The organism is Coleofasciculus sp. D1-CHI-01, from assembly GCF_040218875.1.
Classification (GTDB): domain Bacteria; phylum Cyanobacteriota; class Cyanobacteriia; order Cyanobacteriales; family Coleofasciculaceae; genus Coleofasciculus.
Map to the genome: position 1 here is coordinate 1 of NZ_JAVJQP010000173.1, position 26,191 is coordinate 26,191.

A 26,191-nucleotide genomic window follows, 5' to 3' on the forward strand; every position below is an offset into this window, starting at 1 on the left:
TCTTGTAGGGGTTCAAGACTTAAAGCGGGTGCGATCGCGCCGAGAAACACCACAGAGCGTTGCTTATAAGCCTCCAATAACCCATTCGCAGCTAGGGCGATTTTCTGCCAATTCTGGTATGCCTCTGGCATTCTCGAACCAGGTAATAATGCAACCACCAAAGGACGCTGCATTTCTTTTTGTTCAGCATCGGGTTCATAGAATATCGGTTCTGGGTGTTCCGGTTCAATCCCATCCATCATTGGGTTCCCTAAATCCAATGCCGGAATTGACCATTTTTGCAAAATTTCTGTTGTCAGTTTATCTCTAGGAAACACCGCCTTGCATCGCTTGCGACTCATCAACCAACGTTCCCACGGCAAATACACCGAACCAGACCATCCTTCCCGGCGCTGACGATTCGGTAACCATCCCGCTTCATCCCGCAGATAATACTCCGATTTAGCCGTCCCGACAAAGGCATAGGGGGCGTCACTCAACCAGGCAAACAACAGCGGGACAATATCCCCCACCGCTAAAATAACCCCACCGCGTTTAGCCCAACGGCGAACCGCTTTCAATTGCGCCCATGTCAATTTCAACAAACCACTCTGCACATCGCGCAGCAGGTGACGCCCTTCCATATAGATAAAACCACCAGAGGGCATGGTTTGCACCGGTCCGATAATCGGAATATCCAATTGCCGATAGGCTGCACCTTCACCCACTAACGGCAATGCGGCTAATTCCGGCGCATCTGGGCTAGCGTTGAGTTCCTGTAAAATTCGGATAGCAATGACATCTTCTCCGTGACCGTTGCTGATGCACAGCAGTTGCATAGTTTGGTTATCGGTGATTTGGTAATATCACTATTAATTTACCGGAAATAATCGGTCTAAAGTCCCGTCCTTCTAGGGCGGCTTTTTCTCCAGATAAATCATCCTATTTTGACATTCTCCCCGCCTTACTTCGTTGAAGGCGGGGATTCCCATCATCACTGATGAGGTTTCCTGGTTCTACGAGCAACCTTACTTTTTGGAGTTTCCTCCTCTAAGGAGCGGGTCATCTCATCCCCAGGCGTAACTTTCCGAGTGCCCCTCGGTAGTTGAGCTAATCCTTGCAGCGCTTTCAGATGATGGTTTTTGACCATGTTCGGCACTTTTAGGTCTTCAATGGCTACCAAGTCTGCCGACTGGACAAGCGCCCTCGCGGTTTTGACCGCAAAGTCTTTACGCCGCCTCGAAACCTTGAGATGCGTTCTACCTAACTGCTTGATGGCTTTGAGACGATTCTTAGAACCCTTTGTTTTACGAGATACGCGCACAGAAGCGCGTTTTAACGCCTAGATTTCAGAGGCGCGAAGTATCGCGTCTCTTCTCATTGTTCGCAGCAATTTGATCCATCTCAACTAGAGGCTAGCCTTTGACGTCCGGATCAGCTAGTCTGCTAAGTGGTAATTTGAAGGGAGGATAAGCAACAGTCTAATTATGTGTGAGACCCCGAAGCCGTTCCCTGTCATGGGACTACCTGTTCACCGACTCCAAGAGTACGATCGCTGGCTAGGTAATCGCCTTCAGCAAAACCTAGGGTGTCATGTGGTGACATTGAATGCAGAAATGGTGATGCAGGCGGAATGTAATCCAGCTTTGGCACGTTCAATCCGACAAGCGGAATTAGTTGTCCCGGATGGTGCAGGTGTCATTTTTTACTTACTTCTCCACGGTATCCGACAGCAGCGTTGTCCGGGAATTGAGTTGGCAGAATCGTTACTGCGACAGGCGGGAGAATTGGGTGAGTCTTATCCAGTTTTTTTCTACGGGGGTAAACCGGGTATTGCCCAAACAGCAGCGAAGATATGGCAAGAACAATACCCGAAACTCGCGATCGCAGGAATTGAAGATGGCTATCTGTCTCCAGAAGCCGAAGATCAACTCAAAGTCAGGTTGGCAAAAGAACAACCGCCATTAATTTTTGTCGGTTTAGGGGTTCCTCGTCAAGAGTTGTGGATTGCCCAAAATCGACATTTGTGTCCTCAAGCGATTTGGATTGGCGTTGGCGGTAGCTTTGATATCTGGGCTGGGATTAAAACCCGTGCGCCTGTCTGGTTGCGGAATAATCATTTGGAATGGCTGTATCGACTCTATCAAGAACCTTGGCGCTGGCGGCGGATGATGGCGTTACCGCAGTTTGCTCTCAAAGCGATCGGGCAACGTTTGGCTTAGTCATTTGTCTTATGTCATTCGTCATTCGTCATTTGTTAGGAAACAGGGAACAGGGAATTCAATTGTTCCCGACACCCGACACCCCACACCCTGCCCCTTTAAAAACCTGACCTTTATTAGTTCTGGGAATAGCGACGTTCTAACCGATTCAAAACACGGGCAATTAATTCAGCCTCGACGATCGGTTTTTTCACGTAATCATCTGCACCAACGGTAAAAACTTGCTGCACTGTTTGTACTTCGGTATGGGCGGAGAGAAACAACACGGGCAAGTTACTCCAGCGTAAATCATGACGGACAACCTGACATAACTCAATGCCACTATATTCCGGCATTTCTACATCTAAAATCAGTAAGTCGGGAGATACGGCTTCTAAGACATCCCAGAAGCGTTGGGGATGTGCCAACGTGGTGATGTTTAGTCCCCAAGGTTGTAGTAAATGGCGCAGCAGCGCTAGGATTTGGGAGTCATCATCCACGACTAAGACTTTAGCTTCCCCCAATTTCTGCTGATTAATCGCTTGAGTCACCACTTGCAAAATTTCTGGGGGAGTCATGGGTTTCTGTAAAAAGGTATCAGCACCGAGACGAGCGGCTTTGACTCGACTGCTTAAATGGTTTTGACTGGAAAAGATTAAAACGGGAATGTCTGAGTGTTGAACAGCAAGTTCTGCTAAGAGTTCAAAGCCGTTTTCTTGGGTGTCAGCAAAGGTAAGATCCAGCAAGATTACATCGGGAGGATGGAGCGCGATCGCTCGTTTGGCGGCTTGGAGATGGGGGGCGCTATCTACCTGCAATCCCCAGGCTTTTGCCTCGATTTCGATATGTTGGCTGAGGATTTGATCATCATCAATGACTAATAGTCGGGCTGGGAAAGTAGAAGACGTGGGGGGATCACTGACGGGGGGCGTAACCTGAGCCAAGGCGGGTTTGTTTGCGATCGCCTGTTGCAAGGAGTCGATTAAATCCTTTAGCTTATGGGCATCTTGCGGCGTTGCTGGGGTTGGAGTCTGCAGAAGCTGTTCAATTTCGCGGGCGATGTTAGAACCCTCTGCACAACCAAACGATCCTAATGAACCCACTAATCGGTGGGCTTCAATTTTGGCGTTCTCACAGAGTTGTTGATTCAGGGTTCCTGTCGCCAGAGTTACACTCACTTGCCTAAATACGTCTATTTTTTCCGGGAGGCTTTCTTTGAACTTTTGCCAAATTTGGGCAACCGCCGCCATGAGTTTCGCTTCAGACGTGCTATCTGCTACTTTTTCCTTGACTTGTTTGTTCTCTTGTTCCTGAGTGGGTGCATCTTTGAGGCGATACCCTAAGCCGTATACTGTCTCAATTAAATTAATTTTTATCCCAGCCGCTTTCAGCTTTTGCCGCAACCCTTTAATTTGGGTGGTTACGGCTTCTTCACCGGGAAATTCATCACTCGCCCAGATGCGATCGAGAATCGCACTACGGCTAAAAATACGTCGAGGATGACGCAGGAAGAGTTCTAACAATCCGTATTCTTTGGGCGTTAGGTGTAATGATTCGCCTTTATAGGTTACTTCTCCTGTATCCGGTTCTAGCCGTAGATGATCCCAAGTCAACACCTTTGATACCGTGGAGTTACGCCGCCGCAATAATGCTCGAATTCGCGCCATCAATTCGGAGAGATCATAGGGTTTAATCACATAATCATCCGCACCTGCTTCTAATCCGCGAATGCGATCGGCGCTACTTCCTTTGGCGCCCAGGAGGAGAATTGGCATTTGAGAACCTTGATGGCGCAGTTTTTGACACAGATGAATACCATCTAGGTTTTGGCGAGTAACGTCCAAGACAGCTAAGTCATAGTGAGAGGTTTGAGCGAGTTCTAATCCATTTTCAGCGTTAGTTGCGGCTTCAACGGTGTAGTGATGACTGGTGAGGGCTTCAATTAGGGGTGAAGCTGTCGCTGGATCATCATCGACTATCAAAATCTTCATGGGAAACGGGAGAATGGGGAATGGGATAATTCTGTATTCCCTTTGATCTTCACCTGTTTCTCATGGATTCTTGAATGAAACGTACATAATCCTCAATAAAATTTAATAGTAGGGGTTTGGTTACCAAAATAGGGGTTTGGAAACCAAACCCCTACTGACGACAAACGAAACGAAAATCTAACTAAGACTTCTTGTTCGTTTGGCGGCGGCGGATCAGAGTTAATGAGCCAGCTACTAATCCTAATCCGGCTAACGTTGCTGGTTCAGGAATAGATTCAGGAGAATCCGCCATAGCCGTGAGGCGGAAGTCATTGAAGTCGCGACTACCTCCCTTATCCTCGATAAGAATAGCAAATTTGTCAAACGGATCAACTGATCCTTCACCTGATTCGTTTACCAGAGGTGGTAGGGTTGTTTCATCCTGGAAAAAGACAAACTGGCGCGTTTGAGGAGTAGCAGGATTTGCCGGATCGACAGGATTTAGACTATCGGTTGAGTAGACGGTTCCGTTAGGAGATTTGAGCGCCAAGCTATAGCTTTCACCTGCCATAAAGGTGAAATTAGCTGTGCAAGGGTCGGGAACAACAATACCGCAGGTTCCTTGAAAATCGCCAATGGGTCCTGGATCAAAGGCGGGATTTTCGGCAAAGAGTACAGGCGGGATGATGTTATTCGGGTCACTTTCGAGTACGACTCCAAACATTGATCCGAATTTACCATTAGAGCCAGTGAAGTCAAATGTTACTGTGGTATCCATATCAAATTGGATACCGTTATTACCGAATGTCGCGGCTTCAGCTGGCATTGCAGACAGAGCTAAGGCACTGCCAACGGCTAATCCGAGAACTGTTGATGTTTTTTTGAGATGCATAGTCTAGTGTTCGTGGTTGTTCTGTAAAAGCTTACTATGCCACCCAGTATAATATAGATTTCCTGATATACATCTCTCTTCCTGTAAAGTTTGAAGTCTCTCATTAGATAGATTTTTTCGCCGCCACCCAACGACTGGCGATGGGCATCCGCCAACCCGTACCAAATGCCCGATCCGTAATTTTTAACCCTGGTGGTGCTTGGCGGCGCTTGAATTCTGCCCGCGCTACCATTCGCATCACTTTATGGACAATTTCTGGATCATGTCCGGCGTCGATAATTTGTTGGGCAGATTGATGGTCATGAATCAGGCGTTGTAAGATATCATCCAAGATGTCATAAGACGGTAACGAGTCTTGGTCAGTTTGATCCGGTTTGAGTTCAGCGCTGGGAGGTTTGGCTAAGACATTCGCAGGAATAATTTCTGGTTGAGTATCGGGTAATTGCTCTTTTAATTGCGCTGAGGTGGCTTGGCTGGCTTTTGTGGAATTTAGCCATTGACACAGGGAATACACACGGGTTTTGGGAACATCTGCGATCGCGGCTAATCCACCATTCATATCTCCATAGAGAGTACAGTATCCTACTGCCATCTCTGACTTATTCCCCGTCGAGATCAGCAGATAGTCAAACTTATTCGCGATCGCCATTAACAAGTTTCCCCGAATCCGGGCTTGAATATTCTCCTCCGCTGTGCCAAATTCGGTTCCAGCAAATAGGGGGTCTAAGGTTTGATCATACCCCTGCATTAAGTCACCAATGGGCAACGTATGGGTTTTAATCCCTAAATTTTTGGCTAACGCCAGGGCATCATTAATCGAGTGTTCAGAGCTATGGGGAGATGGCATAAGCACACCGAGTACATTTTCCCTACCCAACGCTTCCGTGGCAAGGGCAGCAACCAGGGATGAATCAATTCCCCCACTCAAACCAATCACTACCCGTTTAAAGCCACATTTACGGGCATAGTCTTGGATTCCTAGAACTAAAGCAGACCAAATTTGAGCATTGGTACTTTCGGGGGCGGGTGCGATCGCACTCTTGAGTAAATCTCCTTGGACTGGATCAAAGTCTACCAGTAAAACATCGGTTTCAAACGCTGGGGCGCGACAAACCATTTCCCCGGTGCGGTTAAATCCCACACTACTTCCATCAAAGATTAAATCGTCGTTTCCCCCCACCTGATTGGCGTAGAGAATCGGTTGCTGGTAACGCTTGGCACTATGTTGCAGCATGGCTTCCCGCAGTTGCTGCTTGCCTACACTATAGGGCGAGGCGGAAAGATTCACAATTAAGTCAACCTGCTGCTGGATTAAGTCGGTAATCGGATTGAACTGATACGTGCGCTTTCCCCAAAACTCCTCATCGTTCCAGAGATCCTCGCAAATCGTCACACCAATTTTAATCGGGGTAGCTGACTTTGCCTTTAAGGTAAAGGAATTACTCTGGACTCCAGCTTCAAAATAACGGTTCTCATCAAAGACATCATAGGTGGGCAACAGGCGCTTATGAAACACCTGCTGCACCTTACCGCCCTCCAACAGGGCAATACTATTAAATAACGGTTTACCTCCCGAACTCTCCGCTTTAGGATTCGCTGTCACCGTTCCCACTAAAACTGCTAGGGTTGAGGGTAACTGTTCGGCTAAGTTGTCCAGACAGTCTGTCATGGACTCCATAAAACTGGGATTTAATAGTAAGTCTCGCGGCGGATATCCACAGAGGGAGAGTTCTGGCGTCAATAAGAGGCGGACACCCTGACGGGCTGCTTGATTTGCCGCATCAAGGATTTTTTGGGCATTGCTGGTTGAGTCGCCAATCGTGGGATTGAGTTGTGCGATCGCAAGTTTCATGGAAAACACACAATAGGCTAGCTAGGTTCAAGCTAACATGGGATTCGTCGTTAGTCATTCCGTCTTTGGTCTAATCTGGTGTCAATCTGGCTTTTTTGATTTCCCTCAAACTTCCGCCACAAAATAAAATATAGACAAGCAGGTACATTGAAACAGTCTTGCCCGGGGTGGGTAAAACTCAAGTTGAATCACAGACTTTTGCTAACCTGTCAAACCTGATGACAGGAACTGGCGGTGGCGGTAGCTGTCAGCTTCCAACGTAAGCACTGTCTACCCGATTGAGTCTAACGCTGGACTCCCGCGAATCATGTTGAAAGTGACTGTGGCAATAGATCTCAGGATTATATTAGGAGAACATTAAAGCATGGGTGGTCTCAAACATTTTACCTACCTCGGTGGGATGACGCTAACGATCGGGTTAACGTTGGCTTTCGCCGCACCTCAACTCAAAGCACAGTCGTTCGATATTAGTTTAGAGTTTCCTGAAGGAGAAGATATTGGTGCCCCTGAGAGGACTGGCGGGGGAGGACAAAGAGGTATACCGAATATACCTTGTGTTCCCGGAAATAGAAGATTAACGGCGCTAACGCCAACGAATAATCTAATTACCACCATATCCCCCAACCCTAAATTATTTTGGTATGTTCCCCCCACGACAGCCCAGGCAGCCGATTTTCTACTTTTGGACGAGCAAAACCAGGAAATTTATTATACGAGGATACCCCTAACCCATAGAGCCGGTATCGTAGAACTCAAGCTTCCTGATTACATATCTCTGACAACGGAAAAACGGTATCTTTGGACATTTGCCTTAGTGTGTAATACTGATGATCGCAGTCAGGATCATTTTGCTCGAGGGTGGATTCAGCGTCAACCCCTGCAGACGGGAATTGCCCCACCCGAAGAACTGAACACTCTTCTTGATCAACTCGTTTATGAACCCGAAGGGATCAAAAAACGTCTCCAAGAGGAAGGATCTAACTATGCTCAAGAAAGGATTTGGGCAGAAACGCTGATGATTTTAGCTCGACTCTATCAGCAATTTCCCAATGACTCCGCGATCGCAGATGAGATGCAAGAATTGTTAACGTCGGTTGAGTTGGATAATATTCCAATTAACTGTTGGGTTCACTCCTGTTCGGTTGAGACTCAAGATGCTGAGGAGACTCAAGATGCTGAGGCGATGAGAGAACTGAATAAACCCCTGTAACTTAGTCGGGGCGGGTTTAGTAAAATCCGGGTGGCAAGAAACAATCATAGTGAAACCCGCCCCTACACACTCATGCACCATGCCCAACGAAGCGAACGGTCAAATGTATAAATTCTGTAAGCGGTGGCTTTGGCAATGGCGCGGCGTTTGGATAGTTACCCCAACAGTTACGGGTTTGATCATTCTCCTGCGGTGGACTGGGATGCTGCAAACTTGGGAATGGACAGCTTATGATCAATATATGCGTTGGCGTCCCTCTGAACCCTTGGATCAGCGAATTGGGATCGTGGGGATTGATGAGGCGGATGTGAAAAAAATTGGGCAACTTTCTCGATCTATTCTTCCGGATCAGATTTATGCCCAAGCTATTGCTAAACTCAAAACCCATAACCCTAAAGCCATTGGTTTGGATGTTTATCGGGATTTACCCGTACAACCGGGTCATCAGGAATTAGTCCAAGTCTTTGAAACAACCCCCAATCTGGTGGGGATTGAGAAAGTGGTTGGCGATAAGCGCCAGGATGCTGTCGCCGCCCCCCCAGCGTTGAAAGGCAAAGGACAAGTGGGTGCTAATGATGTCATCTTTGATGCCGATACTAAAGTCCGACGGGCACTCTTACAAGTTGAAGATATCAATGGAGATGTTGTTCCCAGCTTCGGATTTTATCTAGCACTTCTCTATCTTGATGCTCAAGGAATTAGCCCAAAACCAATACCTGGCGAACCCAATACCTGGCGGTTGGGAAAAAGCACGTTTTCTCGCTTCCAAAAAAATGATGGGGGTTATGTCCGCACGGATGCTGGTGGCTACCAAATATTATTAAATTATCGAGGGAGCAAGAAACACTTTGAAACGATCTCATTGCATGATCTTCTAGAGGATCGTATCCCTCCCGATTGGGGACGCGATCGCATTATTCTGATCGGCTTTGTCGGGGAGAGTTTCCAAGACTGGATTTTTACCCCCTACAGTAGCAGTTGGTTTGCTTTGCCCGAACGCATGTCTGGGGTAGAATTACATGCCAATATTACCAGTCAAATCCTTAGTGCGGCTTTAGAAGGACGCCCCCTCATTCAAACTTGGTTCCCACTGCAAGAAAACCTATGGATTTTTTTCTGGTCTACTGTAGGCGCTATTATAACCTGGCAGGGACGCTATCAGAAGAAAAGGCGACGGGTCTCTGTACAACGATTTTTGAGGCTGATCCTGGCAGGGGGTGTCCTGTTGGGTAGTACTTATGGGGCGTTTTTAATCGGGTGGTGGATTCCTGTAGTTCCGCCTCTTTTGGCTTTATCAGGTTCAGTGGTGGCGATTACCAGTTATCTTGCCCATCAAGTGGGTAAAATCCGCGAAACCTTTGGACGTTATCTCACCAATGAAGTTGTGGCGAATGTCTTAGAAAATCCTGAAGGGGCTAAATTAGGTGGTGAACGGCGCACGATTACTATCTTAACGTCTGATTTAAGAGGATTTACTGCCCTGACTGAACGTTTAATGCCAGAAGAAGTGGTGAATATTCTCAACTTTTACTTTGCCACGATGACGGATGTGATTACTCATTACCAAGGAACAATTGATGAATTTCTTGGGGATGGAATTTTGGTTTTGTTTGGTGCGCCGACGCTGCGTGACGATGACGCCCAACGCGCGATCGCTTGCGCCGTGGCGATGCAGTTGGCGATGACATCGGTCAATGAACGAATGAAACATCTGGGTTTACCTCCGTTGACTATGGGCATTGGGATTAATACGGGGGATGTTGTAGTGGGCAATATTGGGTCATCGAAGCGAACAAAATATGGAGTAGTGGGTTCTCAGGTTAATTTAGCCTATCGCATCGAATCCTATACGACAGACAGTCAAATTTTTATCTCTCAGTCTACTCTAAATGCTGCGGGAACTTGGGTGAGAATTGATAGCAAGATACGGGTTCAACCTAAAGGATTACCCGAACCTATTCCCATTTATGAAGTGGGGGGAATTGGCAAACCTTACTACTTGTTTTTAGCTAAACCTGATGAGCAATTTCTGCCCTTGGTCGATCCGATTCCTTTACACTACACGTTTTTGGAAGGCAAGCATGTCAGCGATATATTTTTTCGAGGAACTTTAGTAAAACTTTCTGCCCAAGGTGGCGAGATTAAAACAGACCAATTTATCAAACCTTTGACGAATATAAAGATTAATTTATTTAGGGGTGATAAATTAATCTCAGTGAGTGAGGATATCTATGCCAAAGTGTTAGATAAACTCAGTGATGATCATTCGTTTTATATTCACTTTACGTTTTTACCGCCCCCTGTAGAAACGATGTTATCCAATCGTTATAAGTTACTGCGTCAACGTCAGGGCGAAAGTCAAGAACAGGCAATAAAACCTTAGAACACCAGTCCAGTAATCGGATGATCTACTTGAATTGTGCCAAAATGGGAACAAGACGAGGACATGATATGATGCTGCCGATAGTGTGGTTGAGGTGTTTTAAAACTGGAGTTTAGACTAATTCTGAAAATCCCAAATTTTAGTCTAAAGTCCAGTTAAAATTGATAGCGGAGTTGAGCTTTAACCCCATGGTCGGTGTAGTCTTCGCGCCCGACGACCGTTTCGTAATCGATCGCGCCGGAAAAATTCGGGGAAAACTGCACGTCCATTCCAGCGCCTAATCTCACGTAATCGCGATCGGGGTCGTCTGTAGTCGCCCGGATCGGAATGCCCGGTTGGGTGAGGAGTTCCGTCTCGATTTCGCGGCTGTCGTTGGCGAACTGGTGTTCGTAACGTGCCCGGAAATTGGGTGTCACTATAGTGTTGCCAACGTTGAACCCATAAGCCGCCTGAACACCCGCACTGAGAACCAGCGATTCTGCTTCTTGGTCTTGGACTTTCATGTTGAGGCTACCCGCACCTTCCTCTGTGTAGTCATCAATTTCCACGCGATCGTAGCGAACTCCTACCGTTGGTCCATAAGACAAGTTGCCCGATCTGACATTGTAACCACCGTTCACATCAACCGAGAGTTGATTCCCGTCCGGGTCAGCAGTAGCCCTGCGGTTGTCGAATTCGATTTGGCGGGTTATCTCATAGTCATTCCAACCATAACTGACAAGGGTATCCGTATAAAAGTTACCCCGATTATAGTTGCCATAGATAGAAACGGCATAACCATCAACTTCAACCTCGCCAAGGTCATGATCAAGTTCGGTGTCATTGCTGAGGCGACTGACAGCAACTCCCAGCGCGAGGTCGCCCGTGACGCGGTAATCAACGCCAGCAGTAACCCCTGTCGTCGTGAAATCATAGCCCGGTTCGCTATTGCTGGTATCTTTATCGCCGAAGTTGATGTCACCGTTGACAAAGGCACCAAATCGTTGTTCGGGGGGAGTTTCGCGGACACCTCGCAGGGACTGGAGCCGAGCGTCAATCGTTTGAGTCTGCCTGCGAGCAACGCTTAAGGCAATGTCGGCTTGGGGGATAACGGTTTGAGGACTAATCAGCACTGCCAAAGCCGCTTCTCCAAACAGCTCATGAACGGCAGCAGTAGGATGAATATCATCCCAAAAAAAATACTCGTCGGGGTTGGAACAAACCGTATTGGTTGCCTCATTTAAGCATGGTTCGGTCACGTTAGTTATGCCGTATCTGGCTGGCTCGGCGAGAACTTCATTAACCAGAGGATTGACATCGAGCGGTACGATCTGAACTTCACGGTTTTGAGCTAATGTTTGCAAAGCGGCGTTTAAGTTGCGGTTATATTGATTAACGGCGGCGGTGAAGGCGTCGGCAGCAAGGGGAGAGGCTAATCCTAGAGGCGTCCTTCCCAAATCTGGCAGGTTGACTACGATAATCGTTTCAGCGCCTTTTGCAATCAGCGTTTTCACCGCATTGGATATGTTGTTGACCGTGGTTGTCGTGTCTATATCTGCTGGGTTTGTGCCTGGAACTACGTCGATGTAGTCGTTGGCACCGCCCCAAACGGTATAAAGCCCATTAGCATCGAGTGGTTGGGTTGTGGTGGTAAACTCAATAACCTGTTCTAGCACGTCCTCTGAGGTTGCCCCACCAAGGGCAAAGTTATTAGCTGGATTGTGATCAAGTCCTAACTCCAATCCCAGAACTTCTACCCAGACTAAACCGTTAGTAAAACGTCCCTCAAAATAGGGAGGGCTAGGAGGGAAGAGACCTTCAGAGCGTTCAAATGAGTTGCCAACATCTGACAGACTATCGCCAAAGATGTAAAATTCCTCAAAGTTCTGTGCCGAAGCATCGAGCGGCAACAGGGTAGATAATAAAATAGATGCGATCGCTAGAGCTTGTTTTTGCATGACTATTACCCTAAGCTGAATAGCACTGACTTAAGCACCAATCTGCTCCGTAAACGTTAATAATATTATATCTGCCAAATGACCCCTAATAAAAAAGCCTGAAACTACCCACATTTCGCACTTCAAAATGCAGTATATAAGCTGCCCTTCTCCCTTCATCTAGAAAATAGGCGTTCGCTTGAGAATCGGGGTAGGCTTACCTAAGTAAAACCCTTGGGCATAATCTACACCTAACGCCTGCAATCGTTCCAGAATTGCCACATTTTCCACGTATTCGGCAATAGTCTTAATTTGCTTCGCCTTAGCCATTTGTACAATAGCAGAGACAATCGCTTCAGAGATAGGATTCTGCACCACATCCCGCACAAACATACCATCAATTTTGACAAAATCTAAGGGTAATTCCTTAAGATACGCTAAACTGGACATGCCTGTACCAAAATCATCCAAAGCAAACTGACAACCTAGGTTTTGTAAACGCTGGATAAATTGCCGGGTTCTGTCTATGTTGATTAAGGCTACCGTTTCAGTAATCTCAAAGACTAAACTACTGGGGGGAACCGGATGATTCATCACGGCATTTTCCAGAAAGTCGAGGAAGCTGTCATCATTGACACTGGAACCGGAAAGGTTAAAGGCAATAATACACCCACAATAATAATCCCTTGCCCAACAGCCCATACATTTACTCGGGTGGTAAATGCCATTGAAAAAGGATTCTAGAACCCAACGATCAATAGATGGCATTAATCCGGATTCTTCAGCACAGGGAAGAAAGTAGTTGGGTGGGATAATCCTACCATCTTGTCCCACCATTCGGATTAAAATTTCCTTGTGAACATGACCCTTTTCTCTGTTAACGAGAGGGAAAATCGGTTGAAAGTATAAGCAAAAACGATCTTCTATAAGAGCATTTCGTAATGCTTGACTACTCGTTGGTTCTTGATAGATATGTTCTTGCACATTTTTCACCTCCAATTTGCCACCTGCTGCTCTTTACCCAAATGTTACCAGAAAGGGGTTATAGAACAGGTAATAGGGATAACAATTAAGCCTGAATGAGGGAAGAAACAAAGTGATGTAGCAATTCTCAATGAGTTAGAGAATCGTCTGTTTCCAGTTAAGCGCTCCTTTGACTCACCAAAATCTTTACGACTCAAGTCGAATCGCTATCGGTTTATTGTTGGGATAAGCGTTTAACGGTTGCACCCCCTAAGCGCTGATCCGCATCTTCCAGTAAAGTAGGAATTGTATCAGCATGGGGACTCTGGTGTAAACATGCCTGAAGGTTGATTTTTCTGACTTGATTAGCTTTAGCACCCGGAAACCAGTGTCCCGCATTGGTTAAGAGGTTGTAACGCATTTTAGCATATTCAACCATATCATAGGCGATCGCTAAATTTCTTAGCCACAAAATCACCGGGATATTCACACCACCGGGGGTTTCCTCGTGGCTGGGTAAACCGATGTGCCAGGTTTTGAACCAATCTTCACCGAGTCGTGCGATCGCGGCGGCTTCTAATCGTGCCACAATTGGGGGTAATATTTCATCAACCTGATCCAATAACTCAACCGCCTTCAAATGTTCATCAAAATCACTAGGGTGAGATGCACCTAAACTTAAGGTATGCACCTGGGGATGAGACAGGCAAAACAAGTCATTAAATACCATTGGACTCAAGGGTTTACAAAGTTCAACTAATCGCTGTGGCGGTTTATACAGCATTCCCCCTTTATCCGACGGACTAATAATAAAAACGCCCATATCATGACGAGTTGCGGCTTCAATTGCTGACCAATTAAATTGATTAATATAGTACCAGTGCAGATTTACATAATCAAACTGATCCGTCTCAATAGTTTTGATAATTACGTCGGTAGCACCGTGGGTAGAAAAGCCAATAAACCGCACTTTGCCTTGGGCTTGTAACTGACGCGCCACATCCATACAGCCTCCAGGACGAATGCTATCCTGGAGCAATTGCGGCGTGTTTATGCCATGAACTCCCAGCAAATCAACATAGTCAAGGTTGAGGAATTTCAACGACTGCTCAAACTGACGTCGAAATTCTTTGGGATCTGGTTTAGGACTAACTTTTGTCTGGACAATTAATTGATCACGGGAAAATTTGGGCAAAATTTTGCCTAACTGCATTTCTGATGTACCATAACCCCGCGCTGTTTCAATATGATTAATACCGACTTCAATCGAGCGACGAATGGTTGCTTCTAAGTTGTGTTGATTATCTTTCGGAATTAACCAGGCGGGCATATCTTTCCATTTGAATTGATACCGCATCCCGCCGCAGGAAAATACTGGTATTTGTAGTTCGGTGCGTCCAAATCGTCTGTACTGCATCATAAAAATCTTTAGAAGTCAAGTCCTTAACGGGTGAATCTTAAAAATTTGTATTCAACCTATCTTCACTTTAAGCCAAAGCCAAAATATCTGGCGATGGGAACGGTGGAAAAAAGGTAAAGTCTTCGCAACGCCGTCCAATGACATGATTAGAAGGCAACTGGGTATCAGGACGTAATCACAATTTCACCAAAGATGAACAAATAGGCTTGACTGACAGATAAGCTGTCATGCATTTAAATTGGGTATTAGTAAGTCGTAGACTATCCCCATCCCTCAATGACTCGATTTCCCCATGACCAATTTGCCAAGGATTATCTTGACCAACTCTTGTCCCCAATCGGAAAAGTGGAAACCAGTCGCGACATTGCTGGGGAAGTGCGAGAGGTTGACGTTTTATTTATCCCCACCTCTATCTCAGATGACTACCTCCTCTCTCTGGGACTTTTAGGGCGCTTTGTCACAACTCCTGCTGTCTTTGAACCTTTTCGCAACGCCGTCACCGCCGATCAAATTTGTGATTGTCTGGCGAAACTGTTTGACCTACATCGGGAATTGAGACGACGCGCCAGACGGGAATCCACTTCCATTAATTTGAGTGAACTCTCCCAATTATGGATACTCACCCCCACCGCCTCAACACCCTTACTCGATAGCTTTGCAGCCTTCAGTGACGAGCAAAACTGGTTAAGTGGACTCTACTTTCTCCCCCAGGCTTTCCGAACAACCATCGTCGTCATCCACCAACTCCCCCGTACCCCCCAAACCCTATGGCTGAGACTTCTGGGAAAGGGCAGAGTCCAACAGCAAGCCATCGAGGAGATTACCGCATTACCCGAAGACAGCCAACGGCGGGAGTCTACGCTAGAGTTATTGTATAACTTGCAAGCCAACTTACAAGCCAATCAAGAACAACCCTTAGACACAGAGGAGAGGGAGTTAATTATGGCATTAGCACCCCTTTATCGGCAACAACTGGATGCGGCTCGGCAACAAGCCAGGGAAGAAGCTATGCAACAGGGATTACAACAGGGATTACAACAAGGACATCGGCTGATGCTCGAAAACGTTCTCCAGACTCGCTTGGGACAGTTAACCTCTACCCTCGCTGCTTTAATCACTCCCTTATCGGCATTGCCCTCTCAGCAGTTAACTCCCTTTCTACTGCAACTGTCTCAACTCGAAAATAGTGAATCAGGAATTCAACAGGCACAGCGTTTCATTGTCGAAAATTTACTCATAATTCGTTTTGGAGAATTGGACGCTCAACTCACCGCACTGGTCACTCCTTTATTAGGATTACCCCCCCAAGACTTAAGCCAATACCTCTCACAATTGTCTCAGCTATCCCGTGAGCAACTCCTGGCTCGATTTCCCCAAGCCAGTTCTTAAACGTTCCGTTGTCGTTTCCTCAGAGGAGCGAGCTGGGGGAAGTTTGACCATAAACTGGCAACGTAAAATAAAAGGTACTTCCAGAACCTAGGGTACTTTCCGCCCAAATTTCCCCCCCATGTTGCTGGATAATGCTGCGGCAAATCGCTAATCCTAAACCGGTACCTCCTTTTTGGCGGGAATCGGAAACATCGACTTGCTGAAATCGCCCAAAGATGCGTTCAAGGTGTTCCGTGGGAATTCCTCGTCCTTGGTCGGTAACGTGAAATAAAATACAATCTGACTGATGTTGCACACCCACGGTGATCGTGGTATTTCTCTCAGAAAACTTGATCGCATTACTCAACAGATTCGTCAGGGTTTGAATAATAGTATCAGGGGCAACATAGACTTGAGCTGATAGGGGAGTCACCTGGATAGCAATTCCCGCCGCCTCTGCGATCGCATCTATCGCTTCTACCGAATGTTTGATTAAATCTGCCACATCGCAGACTTCCTTAACTAGCGTCACTTGACCAAAATCCAAGCGTTCTAAACTGAGGATGTCATTCACCAACCGTCCTAAGCGATCGCAGTCTGTTACCGCAATATCTAACATCCGTTTGGCTTTGTCGGGTTGATTATCATAGACTCCCATCTTAAGCAAACCCAGAGAACCGCGCATTGAGGTGAGTGGGGTGCGAAGTTCATGACTAACCAGGGAGATAAATTCATTTTTCATCCGTTCCACAGCCTGACGTTGGGTAATATCTTCGCCAATACTCATGATTCCTGCGATCGCGCCAGTAATATCTCTTAGCACGGTATTATTCCACGCAATCAGTCGTTCTTCACCGGATTTGGTCAGAATGGAGTTCTGGTAGTAGGCGTAGCTGTTGTGGTATAAAAGTTCATGGAAAGTTTGTTTAAGCTGCGGCTGATCGGAGGATGGGATAAATGTATTGAACCAGTTTTTCCCGAAAACTTCGGCTGAAGTATAGCCAGTTAAGCCTAAGCCAAAGGGGTTCATATACTCCACATCCCCCTGCCAATCTAAGCCAACAACCAGTAGTTGCACATTCTCTAACAGCGATCGCCATCGACGTTCCGTTTCTTGCAGGATCTGTTGGGTTTGATGACGCACGCGAATCTCTTGCTGTAAGCAGGCATTTTGTTCGGTGAGTTGCTGGGTTAACGCCCGCAGTTGCAGGTGAGTCTGGACGCGAAGTAACACCTCTTCAAGCTGAATTGGCTTGCTGATATAGTCTACAGCACCCAGCTTTAGCCCCTTAATCTTGTAACTAGGATTCGCGCGATCGGTAACGGCTGTCATAAAAATAACTGGAATATCTTGGGTTTCCTCCTGCGCTTTTAAACGACGACAGACTTCAAACCCGTCCATTTCTGGCATCACCACATCCAACAAAATTAGATCCGGTAAGGTTATTGCCACAATTTTTAACGCTTGGACGCCACTTTTAACCGCAAGGACGTTAAATCCTGCTTTCATTAAAAAATCTGAGACTAATTGCAGATTAGCCACAGTATCATCAACCAATAAGATTTGGGGCAAGGAAGAGGACATGAACGGACTGGCATGACTGAATTTTGCAAAAAGCGGCACGTTGCCATTTTTATTGTTGCATAAGTGGGTGACTTTGAACTCAGACCTTGCGCCATTTTCAGTTCGCCTATTTTTTATCGTTCAATTGTCCTTTTCCTGTAATTTTTCCTAAGGGCGGGTTTAGTCCAGTTACAAGTTTTATCAATAACCTTGTCGGTACAACCCGCGCCGACAAATTGTCTTATTCTGCCTCTTATCTTTTGCTCAATTGACTCCTAATTAATGTTAATGACTCACCATCCAAGGGCGTCCATTTTTCTGCTGACTATACTTTGGTGTTGTCGATTCTGTAGAACCCTTCACCAGTCGCGGTTCCTTTGGTTTGGGTAAACTCCCCGAATTTAAATTCACCATGGGCGCAGAAAATACCCGTTTCGCTATCACCTGACAAGTTGGACAAAGCAGGGGTGTTCCTGCTTCTGCTAATGTGCGCCATTTCTCAAAATCCCCACAAGTATTACAGCGAAATTCGTACAACGGCATATCTTTTTTCTCCTGATAACCTTCTACTCTCTACTTTCTTATACTAAGTTGGCAGAATTGGCTGATTAAAAATTTCCGTGGGCAAGGCTAATGTACAACAGGCATTAGGAATATCCACAATTCCACTGATCCGCCCTTCAATTGGCGCACAACTTAACAGTAAATAGGCTTGTTCTCCCGTAAACCCAAACTTTTTCAGGTATTCAATCGCATTTAAACACGCCCGCCGATAAGCGACATGAGCATCTAAATAATATTGCTGCCCAGTCACTTCATCAACTGAAATCCCTTCAAAAACTAAATACTCAGAATAGCGCGGTTCAACGGGTCCCGGCTTAAAAATTGGGTTAGTCATCCCATATTTTTCTACACCCCCTTTAATAATATCGACATGCAGATCAATATAACCCGACATTTCAATCGCACCGCAGAAGGAAATCTCACCATCTCCCTGGGAAAAATGAATATCTCCCATAGACAGTTTTGCACCATCTACATAGACTGGGAAATAAATCCGTGACCCTCTCGATAGATTCTTAATATCACAATTTCCCCCATGTTCACGCGGCGGAACCGTGCGGGCGGCTTCAGCGGCAACTCGGTCAAATTCTGCCCCTTTTAACGATCCTAAAATTGCATTTTGCGGGTTGGGTAATGCGGCTAAGGGTGGCACACGATTAGGATTTGTTGCCACCAATTCCGCTTCTCGTTTATTCCATTGTGCCAATAATTCTGCTGACGGCGCACACCCAATTAAACCGGGATGAGTAATTCCGGCAAATCGCACGCCGGGAATATGACGAGAATGAGTATAAATCCCCTGTAAATCCCATATCGCTTTAGCCGCATTGGGAAAATGATCTGTGAGAAATCCACCACCATTTTCTCTAGCGAAAATACCCGTAAAGCCCCATTCATCCCCTGGTAATGCACCAATATCTAATAAATCAACAACCAGAATATCCCCCGGTTGCGCCCCATTCACATGAATAGGTCCACTCAACACATGCACCACCGTTAAGTCTACATCCCGCACATCATCGGGGTTATCATTATTTTTAATTTGCCCATCTGTCCAATCTTTACATTCAATGCGAAAGACATCGCCAGGATTGACAGAAACCACTGCAGGAATATCAGGATGCCAGCGATTATGACCGACTAACTCCTGTTCTGACATGGGTTTAGTTAGGTCTACTTTAAATAGAACGTCGGGCATAGAATACCTCTGATGAATAGATTGTTTTGTTGTAACTATTCAACGAGGAAATGAAAAACAATTACTGTATAATTAAATACAAAAAACAGCTTATATTTAATAGAGAAGCTTTTTAATATTAAATAGTGTAAATAAACCTATCCATTAAAGGAGAGTTTTTGCCTAAAGCTAATTCATTAAAAGCTTAACTAATTCTTGAGTGATGGGAAAACCCGTTTGAGACTCGACATGTAAAAACATCGGGCTAGGATTTGCTTCTAAAAATACATACTCACCCTTGGAACTCAGACGCCAATCAATGGCTGTCCACTCCAGCATTAAGGCTTTGGTAATGGCTAAACACTGCTGTTGAACCCTATCTGGTAATTCGACTGGACGTAATTCCGCCTGTAAATCTTGCCGAAAATCCAAAGCCGGAGAGCGAATTTCCACAGAATAGACAGATCCATTAATTACATAACTGCGAATATTTGTTCCGGGAATATACTCCTGTATTGTAACTGGCGAAAGACCGAGAACTAATTTCAGTCGTTCCGGTTCTAAGTGAGATTCTTTAAGCAACTGAGTATGTGTCCCGCCATAGACGGGCTTAAAAACTAGCGTGTGCTGCGATTGAGCGAATTTAAGGACTTGCTCTGAATCATTACTAATTAAGGACATCTTCAGAGTTGCCGAGGATTAAAATATTCATCAATCAAATCGGAATTCTCGATCAGGTGAGTTAGGGCAGATACCAATCAAGCCAATCAGTGTTGAATTTAAGATAAACCAAACTCTATTAGGTTCTGTAAATAGTCTTCCAAGCCTTACAACTAACAAATGATAATCTCCGCCGTTAACTTAAATTTTCCCTAACTCCTTAACAGCTTAGTCAAGCGCCGATAGCTTGGCGTAACCATTGAATTTGACCCAACTTTTCCGTTTTCTTGCTCAGTGTGATCGGGATTTCAATCACAAACTCTGTGCCGATACCCACTTGAGAATTACAGGTAATTTTTCCTTTGTGTTTCTCAATAATTTGATAACTTACGGCTAATCCCAATCCTGTCCCTTGTCCTACAGGTTTTGTGGTGAAAAACGGTTCAAACAAATGCTCTTGCAAATGAGCAGGAATACCTAAACCATTATCGGAAATCCGAATAATCACAGTTGAGTTTAACTCAGCTATTTCCGTACTAATCCTAATCTGGGGTATAAAGGAATCATTCTGCTGGCTTTTTTCGTCTAACGCCTCAATCGCATTACCGAGAATATTGATAAACACTTGATTCAGTTGCCCCGGATAACACTCTACTTTAGGTAACGTACTCAATTGTTTATTCACTTCAATAGCGGGTCTGTTAGGCTTTTTATTGAGGCGATTCTGTAAGAGGATCAAGGTACTCTCCAACCCTTGATGTAAATCAGTTGTCTTCATCTGGGCTTCATTCAGGTGCGAAAAATGCTGGAGCGATCGCACAATGTCTTGAACCCGAACAACGCCTTCTCGAATCGAGTTGAGGGCTTTGGGAAAATCTGTCCTGAGAAAGTCAAGCTCAACCGCTTCCATTTGCTCTTGAATCGGGGCAACAGGGTGAGGATAATACTGTTGATAGAGATCGATCAATTTGAGCAGATCACACCCATATTGATGGGCAAAGCCAACATTTCCGGAAATAAAACCAATGGGATTATTAATCTCATGGGCAATTCCCGCTACCAATTGTCCCAAGGATGCCATTTTTTTTGTTTGGACTAACTGCGCTTGGGCATTTTTGAGTTCACACAATGTAAGTTCTAACTGATACGCTTTTTTCCGTTCCCGCGCTTCTGACTCTCGCAAAGCCTCCTCCGCTTGTCTGCGATCGCTAATATCCCGATGAGTCCCTGTCATCCTTACTGGGTTCCCTGCTTCATCCCACTCAAAGACTTTACCGCGAGACAAAATCCACTTCCATTTCCCCGTTTTACATCGCATCCTAAATTCGACTTCATAGATAGGAATCAATCTATCTATATAAGCCTTTAATACGGCTTTCACTCTTGATAAATCCTCAGGATGCACCAATTGTTCAAACGCCTGAAAATTATCGTCGATTTCGTATTCTGCATACCCCAGCATCGCTTTCCACTGCGGATTAAAATAAATATCTCCAGTGATTAATTGCCAATCCCATAATCCCAAATCACTCCCAGATAACGCCATTTGCAGTCGTTCTTCGGAAATGCGTAAGGCGGATTGGGTTAACACCTGTTCTGTAATATCATTTAGGGTTCCTGTGGTTCCCGAAACCGTACCATCGGCGGCAAAATTTATCCGCGCATGTACCTCCAACCAACGAATTTCACCCGATTTCGTCAGGTAGCGTACCGTAGGGCGACAGGATTGTTGGACTCCAGTAATCAGCGCATCAAAGTTGTTTCGTCCCTTTTGCCAGTCATCCGGATGAATACCGTTTAAAAAGGATGTTCCGATACTTTCAGCAATTGAAAAGCCAGTAATTTCTGTCCAAGCCCGATTCAGGAATGTCCAATGTCCATGGGTATCAGTTTGGAAAATGACTTCTTTGACATTATCGATAACCGACTGATATTTTTCCTGATTCAGACGTTGGCATTCTTGGCGTTTCTGACTGTCAATCGCATGACGAAATGCCCGAATTAAGCGGTAACTTTTGAGATTTTCCGTTACCTGATCATCCGGTGTCCCCGCTTGGATAACTTGCAGGGTTAAGGGTTCATCCTGGTTAGCCCTTAATCCGAGAATTGGCAGGGTTAAGCCCAACTGTTTTATCTGAGTAACCGTATCGAAAACGTGAGGATCAGCGTGGGACAAATGAACGACGATAAGATCAAACGCTTCCTGACTTAATCGGGTTAGGGCTTGACAACTCTGCCTAACTTGTTGAATAATAAACGAATATCTAATTTCAGAACATAATCCTTCTCCCAATAGTTTTATCGTTTGGTAACCATCTTCGACGATGAGAATCTTCAGCGATATAGTGTTGGGGTTTTGGGTAGGGTCTAGCACCGATAACATAAGATTTGCCTAAGAACCTGTTTCTACTCAGTTTGACTGTTATTTAAAATGGAAGATCAGGCTGTAGTAAATTCAACTGTGACAGTTTATAAACTGAACTACAGTTGTACACGCCTACTCTCGGTCTAATTTCTATTCAGAATGTTTTCAAAGCTCTGCAAATTTATTCAAATCCAGATAAAATTTCTAATTGACTCTCTCTAGATAGAACGTCAGTTCCGTAATCGAAGTTGTGACTTCATGATAGTTAGGGATTCGGTCATCAATTCATATTTTTAATATTAATTTAATTTATACTTAATATAAGTTAAAGCTATAAAATTCCTATTCGTTGTTCGTTGTCATTTATCGGGGGTAGTTGACTCCACAAACCGAGAGCGGTGGGAATCATCATATTACTTCTAGAACCACCTATGCTCCTCCTGCTGGCGCAGAGGTGGTCAGAAACGTTTGCCTTCATGCCCTCTTAGGGAACAGGTTTTACTGGGTCAAGCCATGTTCAAGAGCATAACGGACTAACTCGGTGCGGCTATTGGTTCCAGTTTTGCTAAACAAGCGACTGACATATTTCTCCACATTGCGGACACTGGTTTCCAGGCGGCGGGCAATTTCTTTATTCATCAGCCCTTGGGCAACCAAATCCAGAACACTTTGCTCTCGCGGCGTAAAGTCAATGCGGATGGGTGGGGGAGTTTGGGAAATATTACCCCGTTGAGCCAACATTTCACGAATCGCAGTTAGCTCTTTTTCGATATTCCCTAAATCCGCCGTACCCGCCGTTTCCTGTGCAGTAGCAGCACGACGTTCCAGTAAATTCTCGACAATGGCGACCAATTCATCCGTATCAAATGGTTTGGACAGATAAGCATCACAACCTGCCTGATACCCTTGAATCCGGTCTGTAGTCATACCTCTAGCCGTGAGAAAAACCACTGGCAGTGATTTGAAACGCGGGTCTTCTCGCAGCTTCTGAAGAAACTGATACCCATCTACTTGAGGCATCATAATATCGGTGATTACAAGATCAGGTGTTTTTTGTTGCAGCATTTGCCATGCATCATTCGCATTACTGGCAACATCGACGGTAAAACCACCCACCTCTTCTAAATAGTCTTTGACCGCCTCCCGAACGCCCGGTTCGTCATCGACCAGTAACAGTTGTGCTGACATCTCTCACTTCCTTTGCCATTACTTCTCTTAATTTAATGGAAATTTGGCACAACGGAGTAGAACTGACAAGCTTAACCCAACAGTTGAGGGAACAACTCCCTCGAATCATTACTCCAGTAGGGCTAGAAGTCTCTTGACGCCTCCTAAGCATGCCGTTTTTTGGATTTTTCTTTCCATAGAGAGAGTCAACTTTCTCCCTTACCCTCTTGAAAAGAGTTCCACACAAGCGGACACTAGGACTTGAGAGTCTATCGGCATTCCAGAGGTGTTTCGTGAAAAGAGTATTAGGTATCATTCTCGGAGGTGGCGCGGGCACCCGCCTTTATCCATTAACCAAGTTGCGGGCTAAACCGGCTGTTCCTTTGGCGGGTAAGTACCGCCTTATTGACATTCCGGTCAGTAATTGCATCAACTCCGAGATCTATCAAATTTACGTTCTTACCCAATTTAACTCAGCGTCCTTGAATCGGCACATAACCCGTGCCTATAACTTTGCTGGCTTTACCGACGGATTTGTTGAAGTTCTAGCTGCCCAGCAAACTGCTGAAAATCCTAGCTGGTTTCAGGGCACAGCAGACGCGGTTCGTCAATATTTGTGGCTCCTAGAGGAGTGTGATGTTGATGAATATATCATTCTGTCCGGCGACCATCTCTATCGGATGGACTATCGCCATTTCGTGGAACACCACCGTGAAACGAAAGCTGATATCACCCTTTCTGTGGTGCCTATCGGTGAAAAACTGGCAACCAGTTTTGGTTTGATGAAAATTGATCACACCGGCAGGGTAATTGATTTCAGTGAAAAGCCCAAAGGGGATGCGCTGAAGCAAATGCAGGTGGATACAACGGTTTTAGGGTTGAATCCGGATGAGGCAAAGGAAAAACCCTATATTGCCTCGATGGGAATTTACGTCTTTAGTAAAGAAGCGTTGATTAAGTTGTTGCAAGCCAACCCCGAACAAACCGATTTCGGTAAAGAAATCATCCCAGGGGCATCAGGAGATCATAACGTTCAAGCCTACTTGTTCAACGACTACTGGGAAGACATTGGTACCATTGAAGCGTTCTATGAGGCTAATCTAGCGTTAACTCGCCAACCCCAGCCACCGTTTAGTTTCTACGACAAAGAGGCACCGATTTATACTCGCGCCCGTTATTTGCCTCCGACTAAACTTTTGGATAGTCATGTGACGCAATCGATTGTGGGAGAAGGTTGTATTCTTAAAGATTGTCGTATCCATCACTCGGTATTAGGAGTTCGCTCTCGCATTGAAGCCGATTGTGTGATTGAAGACACTCTGATTATGGGATGTGACTTCTATGAACCCTTTGCCGAACGTCAATCTAATGTAGAAACCGGACGTGTACCCTTAGGGATTGGTGCAGGAACCACAGTTCGCCGTGCCATCATTGACAAAAATGCTCGCATTGGCCACGATGTTCAAATTGTCAACAAAGATCACGTCGAGGAAGCTGAACGGGAAAAACAAGGCTTTTTGATCCGCAATGGCATTGTCGTTGTCCTTAAAAATGCCGTAATTCCCGATGGAACGGTCATTTAGGTCTTGATTAATGACTAGGGAGATGAGGAAAAGAAAGTGGTCAATGACTGCCGCTTACTGCGTTGAAGCGGCAGCTTGGAAGAATCAGTCTCCAACGTAAGCATTGTCTACCACATCGAGCCTAGCGCTGGTACACACGGCTGGATATTCTCCTAGTTCAGCCCTCTGTAAGACCCCTGATTGGGTCGCTTTAAGACAGGACATCTTGCGTTAGGTGGTGGTAAGGAGCTTGTACTTGTACAGACGCGCCATGGCGCGTCTGTACTCAAGGATTATCTCATCCTTCGTCGCAGGAAACTCCGTGTCTTTAGACCGGAGAGGAATGCGCGACAGCGGCTTTAGCCGCCTGTTGTCCTTACGTGTGATGTGGGTCATTAATGTATTTTTGAATGGTTGCCGCACGCTCCGTTACCTGCGGTCGAAAAAAAGTAGCTGTTTGTCCATAAAGAGGGAAGTTTTTTCAGTTCTGGGAACTCTTTCCTGAGATAGTTGGAACTTCTTCCTTTAAAAGCTCTTACCACTTGATAAATTGCATCAGTTGGGTGAATCTCAACAAATAAGTGTATATGGTCAGGAGCTACCTCGATCGCTCTGATGTGCCAACCTTTTTCTAGAGCTAACTCACCAAATATCTCGAATATTCTATCCCGAATTTTAAGGAAAGAAGGAAAGCCACAGGGATACTGGGATGGCTGGCTTGACCGAGTGACCCGCAAGCGTAATCATCGGATCAAAGATGGTATCAACAAAGCGGCAAGGTTAATTAGGGGTTGCTGAATAAGTCTTGTGGTGGGGAGAGGCAATAGGGAATAGGCAATGGGCAATGGTTTCAAGCCTCTGTCGAGGGAAAATTTGGCGCTGGCGGAGGCACAAATTCCAGGGTTTTGACGGTTATGATGTAAAAACCTTGCACTTGTTGGGTAGGAAAATGGCTTAAAACCCTTATCTGGTCTAGCT

General features: G+C 45.6%; 17 protein-coding genes and 3 pseudogenes. 5 read left to right on the forward strand and 15 right to left on the reverse strand.

Going from position 1 to position 26,191, the window contains the following annotated elements:
- Together RIB93_RS29730 and RIB93_RS29735 are read right to left on the reverse strand one after the other, a co-directional pair.
- A partial coding sequence (locus tag RIB93_RS29730; RefSeq protein ID WP_446378485.1) for a lipid-A-disaccharide synthase-related protein occupies nt 1-818 on the reverse strand: 818 nt, incomplete at its 3' end.
- A gap of 290 nt (nt 819-1,108) precedes the next feature.
- A pseudogene (locus tag RIB93_RS29735) lies at nt 1,109-1,321 on the reverse strand (transposase); the annotation flags it as partial.
- A 145-nt stretch (nt 1,322-1,466) separates the two neighbouring features.
- Here RIB93_RS29735 and RIB93_RS29740 point away from each other — a divergent pair.
- Entirely contained in the window at nt 1,467-2,201 is a 735-nt protein-coding gene (locus RIB93_RS29740; RefSeq protein WP_446378487.1) for a WecB/TagA/CpsF family glycosyltransferase, read from the forward strand.
- Nucleotides 2,202-2,317: 116 nt separating this feature from the next.
- Here the strand turns inward: RIB93_RS29740 and RIB93_RS29745 are convergent, their stop codons facing one another.
- The 3 genes from RIB93_RS29745 to RIB93_RS29755 all read right to left on the reverse strand — a co-directional run bounded on the left by RIB93_RS29745 (nt 2,318) and on the right by RIB93_RS29755 (nt 6,894).
- Nucleotides 2,318-4,171, reverse strand: a complete 1,854-nt coding sequence (locus tag RIB93_RS29745) for a response regulator (RefSeq protein ID WP_446378489.1) — start codon at nt 4,169-4,171, stop codon at nt 2,318-2,320.
- Nucleotides 4,172-4,352: 181 nt separating this feature from the next.
- Nucleotides 4,353-5,042 carry a PEP-CTERM sorting domain-containing protein gene (locus tag RIB93_RS29750; protein WP_446378491.1) on the reverse strand — a complete coding sequence of 230 codons (690 nt, stop codon included), beginning with the start codon at nt 5,040-5,042 and terminating at the stop codon, nt 4,353-4,355.
- Nucleotides 5,043-5,145: 103 nt separating this feature from the next.
- A complete protein-coding gene (locus tag RIB93_RS29755) occupies nt 5,146-6,894 on the reverse strand; it encodes an NAD+ synthase (protein ID WP_446378493.1) in 1,749 nt (582 codons plus the stop codon).
- A 364-nt stretch (nt 6,895-7,258) separates the two neighbouring features.
- On the opposite strand from RIB93_RS29755, the gene RIB93_RS29760 reads away from it, so the two are divergent.
- Both RIB93_RS29760 and RIB93_RS29765 read left to right on the forward strand, forming a co-directional pair.
- Complete coding sequence (locus RIB93_RS29760; RefSeq protein WP_446378495.1) at nt 7,259-8,104, forward strand: DUF928 domain-containing protein; 846 nt, start codon at nt 7,259-7,261, stop codon at nt 8,102-8,104.
- Between the two features lie 103 nt (nt 8,105-8,207).
- Nucleotides 8,208-10,487, forward strand: a complete 2,280-nt coding sequence (locus RIB93_RS29765) for a CHASE2 domain-containing protein (RefSeq protein ID WP_446378513.1) — start codon at nt 8,208-8,210, stop codon at nt 10,485-10,487.
- Between the two features lie 155 nt (nt 10,488-10,642).
- Here the strand turns inward: RIB93_RS29765 and RIB93_RS29770 are convergent, their stop codons facing one another.
- From RIB93_RS29770 to RIB93_RS29780, 3 genes are all read right to left on the reverse strand, one after another.
- On the reverse strand, nt 10,643-12,424 hold the full coding sequence (locus RIB93_RS29770; RefSeq protein ID WP_446378497.1) for an autotransporter domain-containing protein: 1,782 nt from the start codon (nt 12,422-12,424) through the stop codon (nt 10,643-10,645).
- Between the two features lie 159 nt (nt 12,425-12,583).
- Complete coding sequence (locus RIB93_RS29775; RefSeq protein ID WP_446378499.1) at nt 12,584-13,396, reverse strand: EAL domain-containing protein; 813 nt, start codon at nt 13,394-13,396, stop codon at nt 12,584-12,586.
- 205 nt (nt 13,397-13,601) lie between these two features.
- On the reverse strand, nt 13,602-14,783 hold the full coding sequence (locus tag RIB93_RS29780) for an aldo/keto reductase (RefSeq protein ID WP_446378515.1): 1,182 nt from the start codon (nt 14,781-14,783) through the stop codon (nt 13,602-13,604).
- Nucleotides 14,784-15,062: 279 nt separating this feature from the next.
- Between RIB93_RS29780 and RIB93_RS29785 the strand changes: the two genes are divergently transcribed.
- Nucleotides 15,063-16,175 (forward strand): flagellar assembly protein H, encoded by a 1,113-nt coding sequence (locus RIB93_RS29785; RefSeq protein ID WP_446378501.1) that lies wholly within the window; start codon nt 15,063-15,065, stop codon nt 16,173-16,175.
- Between the two features lie 19 nt (nt 16,176-16,194).
- On the opposite strand, the gene RIB93_RS29790 is transcribed toward RIB93_RS29785, so the two are convergent.
- The 6 genes and pseudogenes from RIB93_RS29790 to RIB93_RS29815 all read right to left on the reverse strand — a co-directional run bounded on the left by RIB93_RS29790 (nt 16,195) and on the right by RIB93_RS29815 (nt 23,672).
- Entirely contained in the window at nt 16,195-17,739 is a 1,545-nt protein-coding gene (locus RIB93_RS29790; RefSeq protein WP_446378503.1) for a hybrid sensor histidine kinase/response regulator, read from the reverse strand.
- A gap of 264 nt (nt 17,740-18,003) precedes the next feature.
- On the reverse strand, nt 18,004-18,261 hold the full coding sequence (locus tag RIB93_RS29795; RefSeq protein ID WP_446378505.1) for an FmdB family zinc ribbon protein: 258 nt from the start codon (nt 18,259-18,261) through the stop codon (nt 18,004-18,006).
- Between the two features lie 43 nt (nt 18,262-18,304).
- Nucleotides 18,305-19,480 (reverse strand): formamidase, encoded by a 1,176-nt coding sequence (gene fmdA, locus RIB93_RS29800; protein WP_006104111.1) that lies wholly within the window; start codon nt 19,478-19,480, stop codon nt 18,305-18,307.
- 168 nt (nt 19,481-19,648) lie between these two features.
- Nucleotides 19,649-20,149: pseudogene (locus tag RIB93_RS29805) on the reverse strand (ATP-grasp domain-containing protein); the annotation flags it as partial.
- 202 nt (nt 20,150-20,351) lie between these two features.
- Nucleotides 20,352-22,502: a PAS domain-containing protein gene (locus RIB93_RS29810; RefSeq protein WP_446378507.1), complete on the reverse strand. Its 2,151-nt coding sequence runs from the start codon at nt 22,500-22,502 to the stop codon at nt 20,352-20,354.
- Between the two features lie 480 nt (nt 22,503-22,982).
- Nucleotides 22,983-23,672 carry a response regulator transcription factor gene (locus RIB93_RS29815; protein WP_446378509.1) on the reverse strand — a complete coding sequence of 230 codons (690 nt, stop codon included), beginning with the start codon at nt 23,670-23,672 and terminating at the stop codon, nt 22,983-22,985.
- Between the two features lie 272 nt (nt 23,673-23,944).
- Here RIB93_RS29815 and RIB93_RS29820 point away from each other — a divergent pair, with 272 nt between their 5' ends.
- Nucleotides 23,945-25,234 carry a glucose-1-phosphate adenylyltransferase gene (locus RIB93_RS29820; protein ID WP_446378511.1) on the forward strand — a complete coding sequence of 430 codons (1,290 nt, stop codon included), beginning with the start codon at nt 23,945-23,947 and terminating at the stop codon, nt 25,232-25,234.
- Between the two features lie 355 nt (nt 25,235-25,589).
- Here the strand turns inward: RIB93_RS29820 and tnpA are convergent.
- Nucleotides 25,590-25,887, reverse strand: a pseudogene (gene tnpA / locus RIB93_RS29825) (IS200/IS605 family transposase); the annotation flags it as partial.
- Nucleotides 25,888-26,191 lie beyond the last annotated feature (304 nt).